Below are 15,995 nucleotides of genomic sequence, written 5' to 3' on the forward strand. Positions count from 1 at the left end.
TGACCGTTTCACCGGTGCCCTCGGCCACACGAACTTCGCGCCACCCGGCGGGGTTGGGCTGAGGCCGGCCTGTCGCGTGGTCACCCGCTCCGGCGACTGCGGCGGTGCGCCCGTGGGCATCCACGAGAACACTGCAGTGTGCCTGTGCACCTCACGCAGAATCGACGCACCGGCCGTCCCGGACGGATCAAGCAGGTAGGCCGACCGGCCTCCAGGGCGATGGGAATGCCACCAGTCGCTGACGGCGGTGATGGCCTCAGAGGCTGAGGTGCTTTCTGAAGCACTTTCGTGGTTCGTCATTGCGTTCCCACTGTCGCGTCGATCCGCCACTGCGCCACCTGATTTCCCGTCAAGGCCCGGCTCGCCTACGTCGTATGACCCGTAACGGCGGAATCGCTGTTCATCGGTGGACGTGCCGGCGTCGGCAAACAACGGTCATCGACATCATCCGCACGGCAATGTGACATGGCCACAGGCTTGGCGGCGAGGCCGGACGCGCGTTGGTTCGATGGCTGATTCACGAGCCGCTGATGGATTCTGCTCGCGGATGAACTGAGGTGAGGACGGGGCGCAGCCCGGCCCTCACCTGAGGTAGGAGTACCGCCTCCGTCAGTAGGATCCGAGATCGTCCAGGTCGCCTTCGAAAACCTCGTCCCAGTGATCACCGGTTTCTGTTGCGGGGTCGATATCCTCGGCCCATTCCCGGAGACTCCACCGGGCGTCCAGGGCTTCGGCGAGAGTGGGCAACCAGCTCATGCGGTACTCGCAGTACAGTCCCAGCACCGTGAGGAATTGAGGAATACTGCTGGCCAAGAGAACTGTGGAATAACCGCTCTCCGTGTCCTGGAGGACTGACCCGCTCGATCCGTCCAGCACCACGGCTCCACCCATCCATGACCCGAGTCGGTAGAACGGACCGTCGGCCTCTGGTTCCGTGGCGTCGTCGGGCCAGACGAATTCCAGCAGTCCCTGCTCGTCTAGAGGGAGGGTGGAGAGAAACGGGATCTGTCCGGTCAGGTAAGGCATGCCGACCGTGGTCAAGAACTCTCGGGCCGCAGTATTACGCAGCCCGTCGGGCAGGGCGGCGTCACCGATGGTTCGGCAACTTCCGGTACCGAATACCTTTTCCAGCCACGACTGCGATGGGGCATTTTCGGCGAGTGCCTCATCGGGGCACTGCCAGGTGGCGGCACTCGTGACCGGTCCGAGGTATGGGCCGGTACCCCATCTGCCGGTCTCAGAGTCGGCCGTGTGCAGCACGTCAACGGCGTAAAGTCCGCCTTGCCCACCCACCACCCAGCGCCCTCGTCCCGCAGGTTTGGTGCGCCTGTTTATATCCGGCGTTCTGGGTGCCGGCCGGGCCGCGTCCTCCTGAAACTCCGTCGGTGGGCTCGTCGTGTCCTGGGTATGCGGAACTCGCACCACCGTCTCGGTGCCTACTTCGATGCCGTCGTCGAGAGTGAAGGCCCGTTCCACATACTGCTCATTCAACGGTCCGCCCATGTCGTCGTACTGGACGACCCTCCGCATGACGGCGACCGGAACCTCACCCCTGCGTTGAATTCGCACCTGGTCCACGCGGCCTACTTCGCCTTCGATCGTGCCGAAGACACCGTACGGTCGGTGATGGGACCAAAGTGTCCGCCAAGGCATTTCGACTCCGGTGCGGGCGAGTCCATCCGCGACGTCATGCAGCCCACGGTTCACTGCTGCCCAGTGCAACCAGGAAACCCATTCGCCATGCGAGAGGGGATCAACTCGCTGCGTTTCCAGGTAATGGATATCCGCTGCGAGAGTTCCCTGTGGTACGCCCATCGGCCAGCCCGCCGCGAGCCCTTGCAGCAGCCCGTAGCGTTCGACACCGGCAAGCTTTTCGCCATCGGACAGCAATTCATCAAGGGCGCCACCGAGCGCGGCGTGCAGAGGCAATGCCTGAGCGGCGTACCGAGCCAGCGGGGAAGCAGGGGTGGTATGCAGGGAGAGATAGCGGAAAACGCGTCGCTGATCCGTGGCGGAGATGGCGCTTTCCTCCCGAGCCATCAATCGCACCGCTGGGTCAATGAAACCAACGTTTTCGATGCCCTCTTCGTCGACTTCTACGGAGAGGTGGTCCGGGTACTGGGCGATGAGTTCGCGCAGCTCGCCCTCATTTTCGTCGGGCTGGTACTCCAGGGCATTGCACAGCGCTGCCCATACAGGGAAGGAAACCCTGGGCGTCTCGGCTGTTGCGAGGAGCTGAGCGGCGCGCTGTTGCCATATCGCACCTGTCTCACGGTTGCGCTCGACCTCGTGGTCGCGCCCGGGCCCATTCGTCCTGGCGCCGTCACCAGTGAGTACTTCCGGCAGGTGTCGACGATGGGGGACGCGAGTGCGCTCGATGTCGCCTTCCACTACGGCCCGCAGGCACCGGCGATCGTCGCTGCCGAAGCGCTCCGCAACCATACGCAGCACACGCCGGGGCTCCGTCGATGTGATAGTGCGGCCGGCCCATTGGGCGTTGGCCAGCAACACGACCGCATCGCGGCTGATGAGCCCTTGTGCATCCCAGAGACTTGATCGTCGCTCACTGGCATCTTCTGGAGACACCCCCAGCCCCAGCAGTACCTGCCGTACGACTTCCTCGGCGCTCAGGTGGAGGCAGTCGACGAACACAGCATCGGTCATGTGTCGACGGACGTTGTCCAGCACCGGACCCGCACCCGAACCGGTCACTTCCCGCAATACGAGCACGCCGCCCTTGCGTCGCGGCTCGCTGAGCCAAGCATCCAGCTCCGGAAGAGCTGTTGGAGGTGAGCCCACGTTCTTGCTCTCCGATCGACGTCATGGGGTTGTCTGGGGCGGCACTACACCGGCGTCCTTGGCCCGTGCCGCAGCCATCCAGATGCGCAGCAACTCACCACGGTACTGGCTCATGTCTCGGTCGAACTCCTCCTTCACGCGGGCACGGTCCGGGTTTCCGGCGGCTCGCGCAGCGGCTTCCATCTGTTTGGCCTCCTTGAGTTCCTCCCGTGCCTCCCTGAGTCGGGCGCGGTCCTCCTTCAGGGTGTCGCTGCCCTCCTGCTTGGATTTCTCCACAGCCGACTTGGCTTCGTTAACCTTTTGCTCCGCCTCGGCCAGATTTGCTCGTGGACCAACTTCTCCGTCGGTCGGTCCCTTCCGGTAGCCGATTCCGTAGTCGACAATCAGAGGATTCTTCGGCTGGCCTTCGGGGACCGCGAGGCCCCGTTTGATGCGGGCCCTATTGCTACGGGCCCGCCCGTCGGTGTCCCGGTCCATTTCGTGCGTCAGGTAGTCGGAGCAGTTTGCTCCGCCGGTGCCGGTTTTATCTCCGCAGGGCTCGAATTCGGTATACATCCGTACGGCCTTGAAGCGATCGCCATGCTTCTCCTCGACCTGCCGTGCCCACTCGCCCAGATGGGGCTCGGAGTGATCGTGGTGATGCTCCGAACTACCAGGAATGGACGAGTCGATGACGTAGTGGATGTCGACCAAATTCCCATCCTTGTCACGCTCCTCCATCATCAGAACGGCATAATTCTTTCCGGACATATCAGGCTGGAGTACGCCCTGTCCGTGCCTGCTGCGCAGGTCGAGAAAATCATTGTCGATCTTCTCGACAGCGCTGTCCGTCGCGTTCTTGCCCCCCGCTTCCTGGCGCACTGCATATGCGCGAGCGTCCGCAGAGGGGCCCTGGCCGCCTACCACATGGCTCTCGTGCAGGGCGTGTCCCGGCTTCGACGAGGTGCCTTCAGGGGCGGCGGCCTTGGTCCTTCCCGGGTCCATGGAGACAGGGCTTTCTCCGACCGCGTGTGCCCCGTGGTACGCCGAACTCAAACGTCCGATCCCACCGATAACGGCGAGCTGAGTGCCCTCGTCGAGTTCATCGAAGCCCTTGAGGAGCTGGCGTAGCCTATTGAACGTGATCTTGCCGTTGGCATGAGCTTCTTCGGCGGCGCGATAGAGGGAACCGTCGTTGGCCCAAGCGCGTAGTGGCGTGAGGGCTCCCTCAAGGCCCACCTGGCGTACATCGTGCGATTCGCGGAGCCGACGTTGTGAGTCTTCGCCAAGTTGGCCGTAATGACGTTGGTCGCCATCTTGCGTCTCGCCGAATTGAGCAGATCCGCGCGTACGCTCCTGGTCGAACTTGGAACCATCTCCTGTGGCGCCGGCAGGTTCGGCGGCCGGGCGGCGGTTGTTCTCGGTGGCGTGGTCGTCGGTGCTTTTGCCGCCGGTGGGGTGGTCGTTGAGGGGGTGGCGGTTGGCGTCGAGGGGGATGGCGTGGACGCCGTTGGTGCCGTCGTGGAGGGGTTTGTTGCTGCGTTGGCCGGTTTGGGCGTCGACGTAGGTGATGGTGCCGTTGTGGTTGACGACGTTCCAGGCGTGGGCGCGGCCGTTGTTGTCCTGGGTGACGATGACGGCTTGGGAGCCGTGGCCGTTGTTGCGGAGGGTGTTTTCGAGGCGGTTGAAGGCGTTGGGGCCGTTGCCGTAGTCGTTGAAGCGGGCGCCGAGGGTGTTTTCGATGCGGTTGCGGCCGTTGGTTTCGCCGTGGTCGGAGGGGGTGCCGTCGGGGTTGGTGTCGGGGGTGCGGTGGGCGGCGGCGGTGGGGTTGCCGGCGTAGGTGTCGGCGGCGGCGAGGGCGGCGTCGACGCAGTTGTTGTTGCGGCCGGGGGCGTCGGGGCCGGGGTTGTTGATGGTGTCGGCCCAGTGTGCGGGGGCCGGGGCGTGTTCGGGGGTGCCGTTGTCGTCTTTGGGGACGTTGTTTTCGACGTGTTGCTGGTGTTGGTCGGTGGGGCCTTCGAGGCCGCCGGGGCGCTCGCGGTTGCGGGTTTCGGAGGCCGGGGGATGCTCGGCCTTGTCCCGTTGGTCGTCCTGATCCGTCCGGTTGGAATGGTCGGCGTGGTCGGACCGGTCCTTGTTGTCGGACTCGTCGTGGTTGGCCCCGGGACCGTCCTTGTGCGCCGACGGGGCCTCGTTGCCTTCCGCGCTTTCCTCGGGGCGAGGAGCACGGTTGGCGTCGTCGGGGCGCGGGGTGGTGTCGGTTGCGTCCGGCTCGATGTGGTCGTCGGGCCGCTCGGCGTCCAGGGTTGGTGAGCTGTCGCCGGTCTCGGGTGCTGCTGCCGGATGCTGAGGGTTTTGAGGGTGGTGCGGGGCCTGCTGCTGGTGCGGGTTGCGGGTCTGGGGCTGCTGGTGAGGCTGCTGGGTGTACGGCCCTGGCTGTTGCTGATGGGGCTGTTGTGCGTATGGGCCGGGCTGCTGGGGATGTGGCTGCTGATAGGGGCCCGGTTGTTGCTGTTGCTGTTGTTGCTGGGTGTAGGGGCTCGGCTGCTGTTGTTGTTGCGGGTGAGGCTGGGCGTGCTGGGCCTGGGCTTGCGCCTGCTGCTGGGCCTGGGCCTGCGCTTGCTGCTGGTTTTGCTGGGTGTTGGCCTGCTGCTGATTCTGGGGAGTCTGTTGTTGGGGAGTTTGGTTCTGGGCCGTGGTCGGGTCGAAGGGCTTGCGGTCAGCGTCGAGGACCAGGTGCCAGACGTTCTTGGCGGCGGTGTTGATGGGCTGTTCGCTGACCTTGCCGGTCTGGCTGTCGACCCAGACGACCTTGCCGTTGTGGTTGACGGCGTTGAACACATGCGCGCCGCCGGGGTCACCGTTGGGCTTGTCCGGCCAGGTCACAAGGACAGCTGCCGCTGCGCCGGGGCCGGCCTTGCGGAGGTCATCGGCTATCTGGTGGTAGCCGTCCTTGGAATTCGGGCCGGAATTACGGAACTTCGCTCCCGTGTACTCCTCGATATTGCGGGTGCCTTCACGCTCGCCGGAAGCACGGTCGATGCCGCCCTTGCCGTCCGGGTCGTAGGTGCGGACCGCGGACACCTGCGGGTTGCCGTACCAGGACTCCATGAAGGACCGGGTGCAGTCGGCGCAGTTGTTGGAGCGCCCGAGGACGGTATGGCCGCCGTCGTTCTGGAGCTGGGCCCACGGCTGGAACGGGTCGTTGAACGCCCGCGGAGTGCCGTCCGGGTACCGCGGGAAGCTCGCTTCCAGTGCCTGCTGGTCGTGTGGGAAGGGTGAATACAGGCCGTTCGGCTGGACGTTGAGGCCGATTCGCACGTCGGTGTGGCTCCGCAGGTTGGAAGGCTGCGGGACCGGCGCCTGCTGCTGTTGCTGCTGGTGCGGGAGGGGCTGGGTTTGGTTGGCGTCCGGGTGGTGCGGGGCGGGCTGCTGGTGGGGAACCGGCTGCTGCTGAATAGGCTGTTGTTGAGACTGGTGTTGGGGGTGCTGCTGGGGGGTCTGCTGCGGGGTTTGTTGCTGAGTGGGGGTGTGGCTTTGCAGCGTGGGCTGTGAATGGTGTTGCGGTTGCTGCTGCGGCCGCTGTGACTGCTGGTGCTGGTGCTGGTTGGACTGCTGGTGCGGGTGGGGGGAGTTGGGGTTCGGCGCGGCGGGGGCTTGGGTGCCGGGGTCCGACGGGGCCTGGTTGGTGGCGTCGCTCTGGAGGCGGTCCGCACGGGTGGGGGCAGGCTGTTGCGGCGCGTCCGGGCGGGTGGGGGAGTCGGAGCGGGCCGCGTCTGGGCGGGTGGGGTTGTGCTGTGTCGCCTCGGGGCGGGTGGTGTCGGGACGGTCGCCGTCAGGGCGGTTCGTGTCCGGGTGAGTGGTGTCGCTGCTCGGGTGCGCGGGGGGCTGCGGGGGCCGGTTGCTGTCGGCCTGGCGGGGTGAGTCCGGGCGCGGGGTGTCGGGGGTCTCGGGCTGGGAGTTGTCGCTGCGGGCTGGGCCGTCGAGGCGGGGGTTGTGCGGGGGGCTATGGGGGCTGGTCCGCTGGGTGTGGTCTTGGACTGTTTGTGAGCCGTCGGGGCGGCGGTCGTTGCCCGGTGGGGAGGTAGGCGCATCGCGGCGGGGGCCGTCGAGGCGGGGATTGTAGGCGGGGCGTTCCGGCGTGGGCTGCTGGGTGACGTCGCGGACTGCCTGGGAGCCGTCGGGGCGGCGGTTGGGGCGTGCGGAAGGGTTGCCGCTTCCGTTGGCGGGGGTGCCGCCGGGTGTGGTGGTGCCGGGGCCGCCGCCCTGGGGCGGCATGGCGCCCGTCATCGGGCCGTTGGCCTGCGGGGTGTTGGACGGCTGTGCCTGTTGGGGGGCGGGTGAGGGGGTGCTGGTGGGGTCGGCGGCGCGCTGGGTGGGTGGGGGCGCGGTCATGGTGTCCGCGGACTGGGTGGTGACGGTGGTGTCGTTCTCGTCGCGGACGGTGGGCATGGGATCGCCGGGGGCCGGGTCCCGTTGCCCGATGGGCTGGTTGGCGGACGGGGTGTGGTGGACGGGGGCGCCCTGGGGTGCGGTGCCACCGACGTGCGGCATCGAGGTGCGTCCGCCGCTGCCGGTGGCCGAGTTGTCCCCGTTGCCCGTGCCGTCGTGGGGAGCGTTGGAGGGGGTGGGGTCGCCGTAGGAGGGCGGGTTGCCGGCGACCGGGTCGGTGAGGGCGGAGGGGGTCGGCTCGGGTGCCGGTGCAGGCGCCGGTTCTGGAGCAGGTGCAGGTGTTGGTGTTGGTGACTGGGGCGTGTCTGGGTGTGAGGTTCCGCCTTGGTGGGGGGACTGGTCCGGCGTGGGCTGGGTGCTGATGGGCTCCGGGGCGGGGCGGGCACCGGGTGTGTTGTCCGGGGCCGGCTGGGTGCTGATGGTGTCCGGGTTGGGGCGTGCGGAGTCGGGTGTGTTGTCCGGGGCCGGCTGCGTGCTGATGGTGTCCGGGGCGGGGCGGGCTGCGTCCGGGGTGGTGTCCGGAGCGGGCTGGGTACTGATCGAGTCCGGGTCCGGGCGGGAGGTGTCCGGGCTGGGGCTCCCGTCCGGGGTGCCTCCGGACTCAGGGGTGCTGCCGGAGTCGGGGGTGTTGGGCGTCCCGTAGGGGCTGTCGTTGCCGCCCTGGTAGCCCTCGTCGAACGGGGAGCGCTGCTCCGGAGGCGGCAGCGGCTCTGCCCTGGGGGTGTCGGGCGTGGAGTCCGGGCTGTTGGCGGGACTGTCGGGGGACGGTTTGCTGCTTGTACCCGTCGGGTTGGTGCTCGTACCCGCGTTGTCCGAAGCGCGAGGGGTGTGGCTGGTGGAGCCGCCGCTGTCCGAGCCGCTGCGGCCGCCACCGCTGCTGGAGTTGCTGCTGCTGGAGTCGTTGGACGTGCTGCCGGAACCACCACCGTCTGAACTGCTGCCCGAGTCATTGCTTGAGCTGCTGCCCGAGCCACTGCTGGAACCGCCGTCCCCCGCCGACGAGCCCCCGCCGGACGTGGACGAGCCGCCATTGGACGAGCCGCCATTGGACGACGAAGAACCCCCGTCGGACGACGATGTGTTGCTTCCGGAGCCCCCGCTGTCGCCGGAGCCTGCGCCGTCTGCGCCGTCACCGCCGTCTGCTCCGTCGCTGCCATGCCCCGCAGCGGATTCCAGGCCGCCGCGAGCACGCCGGCCTGCCCGGCTGCCGGCCCCGTCGCGCAGGCTCTCGCCCAGCGTCTCGCCGGTGTTCTTGATGGCGTCCGTGGCGGCTTTCTGGCCCTCCTTGGCGGTGCGGCCAAGGTCGTAGCCGTTCTGGGCGCCGAAGTTCTGATTGACGGTCTGCGCGATGAGGTCGGAGGCCATCGCCTCCAGCGCGGATATGACCGGTTCCTTGGCCGCCTCCATAATCGCGTCGAGGAGCTGCTTGGCGACTTCCTTGAGGATGCGGCGGACGACCTCGCGGGTGGCCAGTGTCGCGGCCGCGCCGCCTATCTCTGAGAGGCCGAGGGTGAAGGGGGCCGCGGCCTGGGCCGCGATGATTTCGGCGGCCAGGATCACCAACTGGGTGATGACGGCGATTTTCATGCCGATGACCAGGGCGGCAGCGGCCTCGAAGGTGAAGGCGATGACTTCGGCGGCTTGGGCGGCGTCGTCGAAGTAGCCCGAACCACCGGAGAACTTCTCCCAGGCTTTGCTGAACCCTTCGACGGAATCGCCGGCGTTGGCGCCGAGTACGTTGGCCGCGTAGGTGGCGCCGCGGGACTGGTGCCCCTCCACCTCTGCTGCGAACTGACGCCACACCTGGGCGCATTCGATGAGTTTGTCCTCGTCCGCGGTCGGCCAGTTGAAGCCGAGCATCTCCAGGACCCACTCGACAGAGTTCGGCAGCATGATGGACAAGGTGGAACTCCCCCGTGAATGTTGTGTGTGGCATATGGGGCGGGCAGGAAGCAGCGAATCCTGGCCGCCTCTCAACCAAGGACCGGCGAACCGAAGGCTTTACAAGAATTCCGCACGGCGCGTAACCGTGTCCGGGGGCGGCTGCTTCGTCGGGTCCTGCCACGCCTGCTTGTTCTCGACGTGCTGCTTCATCAGCGACTCGCTGAAGTCCTCGCCCTCCGCGTAATTCGTGGACATCGACGTCAGGGCCTTGCCGATTTCCTGGAGTTTGGAGGAGAGGTGGCCCATGGATTCGTTCATGCCGTCGCGGACGCCCTCATAGACGACGCCGAACTTCTCGCCGATCTCGTCATCGCCCCACGGCGGCGCACCGTCCTTGCTGGCGAACGACGTCAGACCGCCCCAGAACTGCTCGCCGAACGACTTCTCCTCCGGCGCCTTCTCGTTGCTGGGGTCGGCGGGCGGCCCCGCGCCCAACGCGTGCAGCCCGTTCATCAGCCGCACCACCGACTGGTAGAAGTCGTCGCCCAGCTTCACGAAGTTGGTGCCCTCGGCCTTGAGGGACTCGACATCGGTCTGGAACCCGCCTGCGCCGCCCACAACATCCCCCATGTTGGTAATGGTTACTCCATGAAATCGTCAAGCCAAAGCTTAACGGGCGCCACTGACACACCACCAGGACTCTCCTGGTGAGCAGCTGTCGAGCTCAGGCGCCGTTCGGACGGTAGGTCCCGTGGTAGAGCTCCACCGCGGCCTCCGGTGGGAAGTTGGGCAGGAACGACACCTCGCCGTCGGCCTTGGCGATGACGACGTTGCTTCCCCCGAGCTCCATGGGAGGGGCGGTGGGGTCCTCGGGGCGCGGCCAGCTCGCGTGGATCAGGTAACCGATGTCGAATTCGTGCACGAACAGGCCGGACGGCCCGCCGGGTGAGCCGACCTCGCGGAAGTGATTCCGGCCGATCTCCAGTGCCTCGTCAGCGTTCGCCGGTACGGGCTGCGGTCCGGTCGGTTCGGCCTGCGGGGGAAGCGGGGGAGGTGTGGGGGGCAGGCCGGGAGTGCTGCCCGTCCGTTCGGAATCGGTCATGTGCTGTCTCCTTCGGCGCTGAATTCGTCGATGGTCAACCTAACTCACGCCGTGGCTGCCCAATTGGTTCACTGGCCCTGCCTGCAGAGGGCAGCCGATGCGCCCAGCGTGGCTACCGTCGGAGCATCCATATGCTCAGCGTCGGCAAGGGAACGTCGGCAAGGCGACGTCGGTAAGACGGCGCAGGCAGGACAGCGTTGACAAGGCGGCGTCGGCAGGCCGGTGCGGTGCGGAGTGGAGCGGCGAGATGAACAGGGACAAAGGACAAGGGACATGAGCAGCTGCTGGGAGCTGCACGGAGCTGCGGTCCTCCTGCGGCCTGTGGTGAAGGAGGACATCGCGACGCTCGACCGGATCGTCCGCGAACCGGAGGTCGCCGCCTGGTGGTCCGTTCCCGATGACTACGACGACATGCTGGCCATCGTCTTGGACGGGCAGGTCATCGGTGCCATCCAGTACGACGAGGAGACCGACCCCGAATTCCGCCACGCGAGCATCGACATCTTCCTCACGACAGGCCGCCATGGCCAGGGCCTCGGCACGGACGCCGTACGCACGCTCGCGCGCTGGCTGATCCACGAGCGCGGCCATCACCGCCTGACCATCGACCCCGCCGTCGCCAACACCGCGGCGGTCAACAGCTATCGCAAGGTCGGCTTCAAACCGGTCGGCATCATGCGCGCATACGGGCGTGACTACCGCACGGGCGGCTGGGCGGACGGTCTGCTGATGGATCTGCTGGCGGATGAGCTCACCTGACGGCGTGGTCGCCCACCGGTCCTCCGGGGGTCGTCGGGGGTCCTGCCACGCCCGTTCGCCCACCGGGCTTCCGGGGGCCGTCGGGCCCTGCCACGCTCGTTCGTCCTTCACGAGACGCCCCGCGCGGCGCACTCGAACCCGTGCAGCTCAGCCGAAGGCAACCCGTTCCAGCCAGAAGTGGAGCAGACGATCGTCGCCGAAGATTTTCAGGCTTGCGCTGTTGGCGGGGCGTCGGCGGTACACGAGCAGCAGGAGGTCGGTCAGCGGACCGCGCACGGCGACGGTGGCCTTTCCGTGGGCACGGCGCCAGGCGAGGGTGTCGCCGGTGAGGTCGACCAGCCATTCCGCCGCGGCCTCGGGCGGGGTGTCGGTGGCGTGGAAGTGGAGGGTGCGGTCGGGGCCGAGCAGTTCGCGTCTGTCGGGATGGAAGTCGAAGATCTGCGGCAGCGAGCCGAGCTCCATCCATTCGTCGAGGGCGTCGAGGGCGACATCGACGTCGACGTCGACGGTGAAGTCGGCACCGACGGCCAGGGCAGCGTCGGCCCGGTGAATGAGCGTCTCATGGGCCATCCGACGGGCGAAGAAGCTCGTCTTTCCCGCATGGCCGGGCATCGGGTCCACACCTCGGCGTCCGGACCGGCGGCGCGCAGCGTATCGGCCAGTTGCGCGGCGCCCTCGGCGAGCCAGGGGTCGAGTACGGCGGGGTCCTCGTCCGTGTACGGGGACAGGTCGCGGAAGTGGTCGTCGGACGGGGACCGGGACGCTCGGGTGCGGACGATGGTCTCGACCCAGCGGTGTGAGCCGCCGAGATGGCGTGCGAGCTGGCCCACATTCCAGCCGGGGCAGGAGGGCACGGGCGTCGTCAGATCCGCGCCCTCCGCGCCCCCGGCGTCGTTGATGAGGGTTCTCAACCGGTCGGACTGGCTGATGATTTCGGCACAGTGGTCGTCGTAGGTCACATGACGTTTCATGACGTCACGGTACGGCCCACCACTGAAAATCAGCCGCTACAACGTGCGGGCCGCCTCCAGGCGGAAGCGCAGCCGGCAGATGACCGCGTCCGTGTCGCGGCGCACCGCGTGGGCGACGACCGCGCCGCGCTGGTTCTGGAGCAGCCGCTGCCAGAGGCGGGCGGGTTCCACCTCCGGGATCAGGACGGTGACCCGGGTGCCGGATCCGGCACCCGCGCTCCCGGCCCCGGGCCGGTGTGCGGTCAGGTCCTGGATGTACGCGGCTATCGGCGGTCCCACGGAGCGTGTGATGGCGGGGAGTTCGAGAAGTTCCACACCCGGGTTCCAGAGTTCCCAGTCGCGGCGCAGCGCCTCTGTGGCCTGGCGGTCCTCGGGGCTGTCGAAGGTGACGGTGACCGCGACCACCTCATTGCCCAGGGACACCGCCGCATTGAGGGCCTCGCAGGTCAGACGGGAGAGGTGGGAGACGGGAACGAGGACGAGGGAGCGGTCGCGGCGCGGCGGTTCGGGGACGCGGCCCAGGCCCAGTCGTTCACCGATCCGGGTGTAGGCGCGGTGCACCGCCTCGAAGGCCAGGATGAGGAGGGGGAGGGCGATGGCGATCAGCCAGGCGCCTTCGGTGAACTTGATGGCCGTGACGACGATGGTCGAGATGCCCGTGAGCAGGGCGCCGAAACCGTTCAGCAGCGTCTTGCCGCGCCAGCCCGGGGAGCGCTCGGCGCACCAGTGCCGGACCATGCCGACCTGGCAGATGGTGAAGCCGACGAAGACGCCGATGGCATAGAGAGGGACGAGGGCGTTGACGTCGCCGCCGGAGAACAGGAGCAGGGCCGCGGCGGCTCCCGCCAGAGCGAGTACCCCGTGGCGGTGCACTTGGCGGTCCGCCTTCAGGGAGAAGACATGCGGCAGGTAGTTGTCCCGGGCGAGCAGGCTCATCAGGACCGGCAAGCCGCCGAAGGACGTGTTCGCGGCGAGGGCCAGCAGCAGCACGGTCGCGAACTGGATGACGTAGAAACCCCAGTTATGGCCGAGCGCCGCGTCCGCCAGCTGGGCGAGGACGGTGACGCCCTCGACCGGCTGGAGGTGGAAGCGGCCGATGAGGACGGCGAGGCCGACGAGCATGATGCCGAGGAGCGCGCCCAGTGCGACTTCGGTGCGCTGTGCGCGCTTGGCGGCCGGCGCGCGGAAGGCAGGTACCGCGTTGGCGACGGCCTCCACACCGGTCAGCGCGGAACAGCCGGACGCGAACGCCTTGAGGAGGAGCAGGGCGCCGACAGCGGTCGCGTTGTGGGAGAGAACGGAGGCATGGCCGTCGGCGGTGACGGTGGAGGCCGGCGCGTCCCGGAACAGGCCGACGACGATCACCGTAAGGACCGCGCCGACGAAGACAGCCGTGGGCAGGATGAACGCCTTCGCCGAGTCGGCGATGCCGCGCAGATTGACGGCGGTGACGAGGACCAGCACCGCCAGGCAGATCCACCGCCGGTCGCCGTAGAGGGAGGGCAGAGCGCTGGTCAGCGCCGCCACTCCGGCCGTCACGGAGACCGCGACGTTCAGGACGTAGTCGAGGATGAGGGAGGCGGCGGCAACCAGGGCGGTGCGGCGGCCCAGACGGGTTTTGGCCACCGTGTAGGAACCTCCCCCGTCGGGGAAGGCGGCGATCACCTGGCGGTAGGACGCGACCAGTACGGCGAGCAGCGCGACGATGGCGAGGGTGATGGGCAGGGTGAAGCCGAGCCCGCGGGCACCCGCGGCGGCCAGGACCAGCACGATCGCCTCGGGGCCGTACGCGACGGAGGCCATCGTGTCGAGGGAGAGGGCGGCCAGGCCCTGGAGCGCGGTGAGGCGGTGACGGGCGTCGGCTTCGGGAGCCGTCCCGTGGGCCGTGGCGGTGTCGGGAGCCGTCCCGGTGGCGCTGGCAGTAGCGGTATCCGGAGTCGTCCCGGAGGCCTCGGGCGCGACCGGCTCTGCGGCCACGGCGTGGGTGGCCGGATCCGGGGGCTCCTCGGGCCGGTGTGCGGGTCGGGACACCATCGACATCTTTCGTCGTACCTCCGTGCGGCATCGTGCGGGACCAGCTCAGCGTGCGGGGCGTGCACGGCGGCGGCTTCCGGCCTTGGCGGTCCCCTGGCGGGCGCCGGGGTGTTCTTCACGGGGCCTTGGCGGGGGTGGCGTGACCCGGCTCGGGACCCGGGAGCGGGCGTTGTCGCCGCCTGCCGCTGCCTGCCGTCGTGGTATGTCCTTGCCGCATCAGTGGTACGCCTTGTGATACAGCCCATCGAGGTACGCCCCGCGCTATGCCCCGTAGAGGTCCACCTCGTGATACGCCCCATCGGCGCATCAGCGGTACGTCAAGTTTTCCCGTCGCTGTGTCAGCGCCGTATCAACGCTTTCGGCGCCCCGGCTCCGCCGCCCTAGCGTCGGCTGTATGGGACGACGACGTGGCCTGGGGCCCGAATTCACGACAGACGACGGGGATGACGGGGATGAGGCGGGCGCCGGGGGCGTTGCGGGAGCGACGAGAGGGACCGGATATGGGCGCGCGGCAGACAGCCGATCGGCGGTACCCCCACCGCCTTTGTGCGACCGCGGGACGGCTCATGACCGGACCTGGGCGTCCGAGTTGCGCGCCGCGCTCTGGTGTACAGCCGGACTGCTTGCCCTCTTGCTTGTGGCCGACCTCGCCAACCGGACTCTCGTCCCGTGGCGTTTTCTCTGCTGGACGGCACTCGCGCTGGTGCTCTTCGCGGTCCTCTACCCGTCACGGGTGACGGCCGACGAGCACTGGCTGGCCTCCCGTGGCCTGCTGCGTACTCGCCGGGTCCGTACGGATCTGCTGGTTCTCGTCCGCCGCGGGGACGGGGTGGCCCCGAGGCTGGTGCTCCGTGACGCGGTGGGCGGCCGCGTCGAGCTGGACCCCAAGGTCCTCACCGCCAACCCGGTGCTGTGGCACCGCCTGGACCAGGGCGTACGCCGGTCTCGCGGCCGTGGCCTGCTCCGCTGCGGAGCGGCCCCGCTGCAGGCGCTGGCCGATCGTATCGATCATGACGGCGCGCGGGCGGTGTTCGAGGCGTCGGGACTGGAACCGGGGACCGGGCGGGAACCGGGTGCGGAGTGGGGCTGATTCCGGGAGGCTTCGGGGCCGCAACGGGCTGCATCGGCCCGCATCGGCCTCATCGGGCTGCATCGGCGAGGGCGTGGGCCCTGGGTGATGACGGCCCGGTGACCTTGCCGGCCCGGACCTGTCGGCCCAGTGGCCGTTACCTGCCCTGCATTTCGGCGGCCGCCCGCAGGTCGCGGTAACGGATCAGGCGGATGCCGCAGAAGTCGTCCGGCCCGTCCGCCGAGTCCATCAGCGCGGCGATGGCCCACAGGACGATGAAGAGGTAGCCACCCAGCCAGCGGCGGAACAGCCGGGCCAGGCGGGGGCGTGCGCCGGTCTTCTCGTAGATCACCCGGGTGCGGGCGGCGAACTTGCCGATGCTGGCGCCGGCTGTCCGGGCCAGGACCACATGGTTGAGGAAGCCGAAGCCGAAGCCGCTGCCGAGGGTGATGAGCAGGGCTTTCGCGAAGGGCAGATCGGATTCCGAGGAGACGAGGAAGCCGATGAAGAAGGCGGTGAGGGCCAGCAAACCGTCGAGGGTGACCGCCCCGATGCGGCGCATGTCGCCGGCGGCTTTGGGGATATGCGGGGCCGCCGCCCGGGAGACGGGTCCCTGCGGGTGAGGAACGGGCGGTTGCTGCTGGTACGGATACTGCTGTGCCTGCTGCTGGCTGTGTGACGGCTGGCCATACGGCTGCTGGCCGTGCTGCTGCTGTGGGTGCTGTTGGCCGTACGGCTGCTGGGACGGCGGGCCTTGCCGATGCTGCTGCTGAGACGGCGGGCCTTGCTGGTGCTGCTGGGGCGGTGGACCCGGCTGATACGGCTGCTGATATGGGTTCTGCTGCCCCTGCCCCTGCCCCTGCCCCTGCCCCTGCCCCTGCCCCTTCCGATGATGTGGCTGCTGAGGCTGCTGCTGCGGAAAGGATCGGTCGTACATGGTCACGGA

General features: G+C 68.3%; 9 protein-coding genes and 1 pseudogene. 2 read left to right on the top strand and 8 right to left on the bottom strand.

Features of this window, described 5'->3' with window-relative positions; translation table 11 throughout:
• Positions 1–609: 609 nt before the first annotated feature.
• From K9S39_RS29650 to K9S39_RS29665, 4 genes are all read right to left on the bottom strand, one after another.
• On the bottom strand, positions 610–2,688 hold the full coding sequence (locus K9S39_RS29650) for an SUKH-4 family immunity protein (protein WP_248866403.1): 2,079 nt from the start codon (positions 2,686–2,688) through the stop codon (positions 610–612).
• Between the two features lie 132 nt (positions 2,689–2,820).
• On the bottom strand, positions 2,821–9,123 hold the full coding sequence (locus K9S39_RS29655) for a toxin glutamine deamidase domain-containing protein (RefSeq protein ID WP_248866404.1): 6,303 nt from the start codon (positions 9,121–9,123) through the stop codon (positions 2,821–2,823).
• Between the two features lie 108 nt (positions 9,124–9,231).
• The gene (locus K9S39_RS29660) at positions 9,232–9,744 is read right to left on the bottom strand and encodes a hypothetical protein (protein WP_248866405.1); all 513 of its coding nucleotides are present in this window, start codon (positions 9,742–9,744) and stop codon (positions 9,232–9,234) included.
• Positions 9,745–9,838: 94 nt separating this feature from the next.
• On the bottom strand, positions 9,839–10,216 hold the full coding sequence (locus K9S39_RS29665) for a hypothetical protein (protein WP_248866406.1): 378 nt from the start codon (positions 10,214–10,216) through the stop codon (positions 9,839–9,841).
• 273 nt (positions 10,217–10,489) lie between these two features.
• Here K9S39_RS29665 and aac(6') point away from each other — a divergent pair, with 273 nt between their 5' ends.
• Entirely contained in the window at positions 10,490–10,975 is a 486-nt protein-coding gene (aac(6'), locus tag K9S39_RS29670) for an aminoglycoside 6'-N-acetyltransferase (RefSeq protein WP_248866407.1), read from the top strand.
• Positions 10,976–11,122: 147 nt separating this feature from the next.
• Here aac(6') and K9S39_RS29675 read toward each other — a convergent pair whose 3' ends face one another.
• The 3 genes and pseudogenes from K9S39_RS29675 to K9S39_RS29685 all read right to left on the bottom strand — a co-directional run bounded on the left by K9S39_RS29675 (position 11,123) and on the right by K9S39_RS29685 (position 13,986).
• Positions 11,123–11,587, bottom strand: a complete 465-nt coding sequence (locus K9S39_RS29675) for a hypothetical protein (protein ID WP_248866408.1) — start codon at positions 11,585–11,587, stop codon at positions 11,123–11,125.
• A 2-nt stretch (positions 11,588–11,589) separates the two neighbouring features.
• Positions 11,590–11,946, bottom strand: a pseudogene (locus tag K9S39_RS29680) (maleylpyruvate isomerase N-terminal domain-containing protein); the annotation flags it as partial.
• Positions 11,947–11,982: 36 nt separating this feature from the next.
• Positions 11,983–13,986 (bottom strand): APC family permease, encoded by a 2,004-nt coding sequence (locus K9S39_RS29685; RefSeq protein WP_248866409.1) that lies wholly within the window; start codon positions 13,984–13,986, stop codon positions 11,983–11,985.
• A gap of 631 nt (positions 13,987–14,617) precedes the next feature.
• On the opposite strand from K9S39_RS29685, the gene K9S39_RS29690 reads away from it, so the two are divergent.
• Entirely contained in the window at positions 14,618–15,070 is a 453-nt protein-coding gene (locus K9S39_RS29690; RefSeq protein ID WP_248866410.1) for a hypothetical protein, read from the top strand.
• 136 nt (positions 15,071–15,206) lie between these two features.
• On the opposite strand, the gene K9S39_RS29695 is transcribed toward K9S39_RS29690, so the two are convergent.
• Positions 15,207–15,986, bottom strand: coding sequence for an RDD family protein (locus K9S39_RS29695; protein WP_248866411.1), 780 nt, complete (start codon positions 15,984–15,986; stop codon positions 15,207–15,209).
• Between the last annotated feature and the right edge of the window lie 9 nt (positions 15,987–15,995).

Origin of the sequence: Streptomyces halobius (assembly GCF_023277745.1) — a bacterium.
Classification (GTDB): domain Bacteria; phylum Actinomycetota; class Actinomycetes; order Streptomycetales; family Streptomycetaceae; genus Streptomyces; species Streptomyces halobius.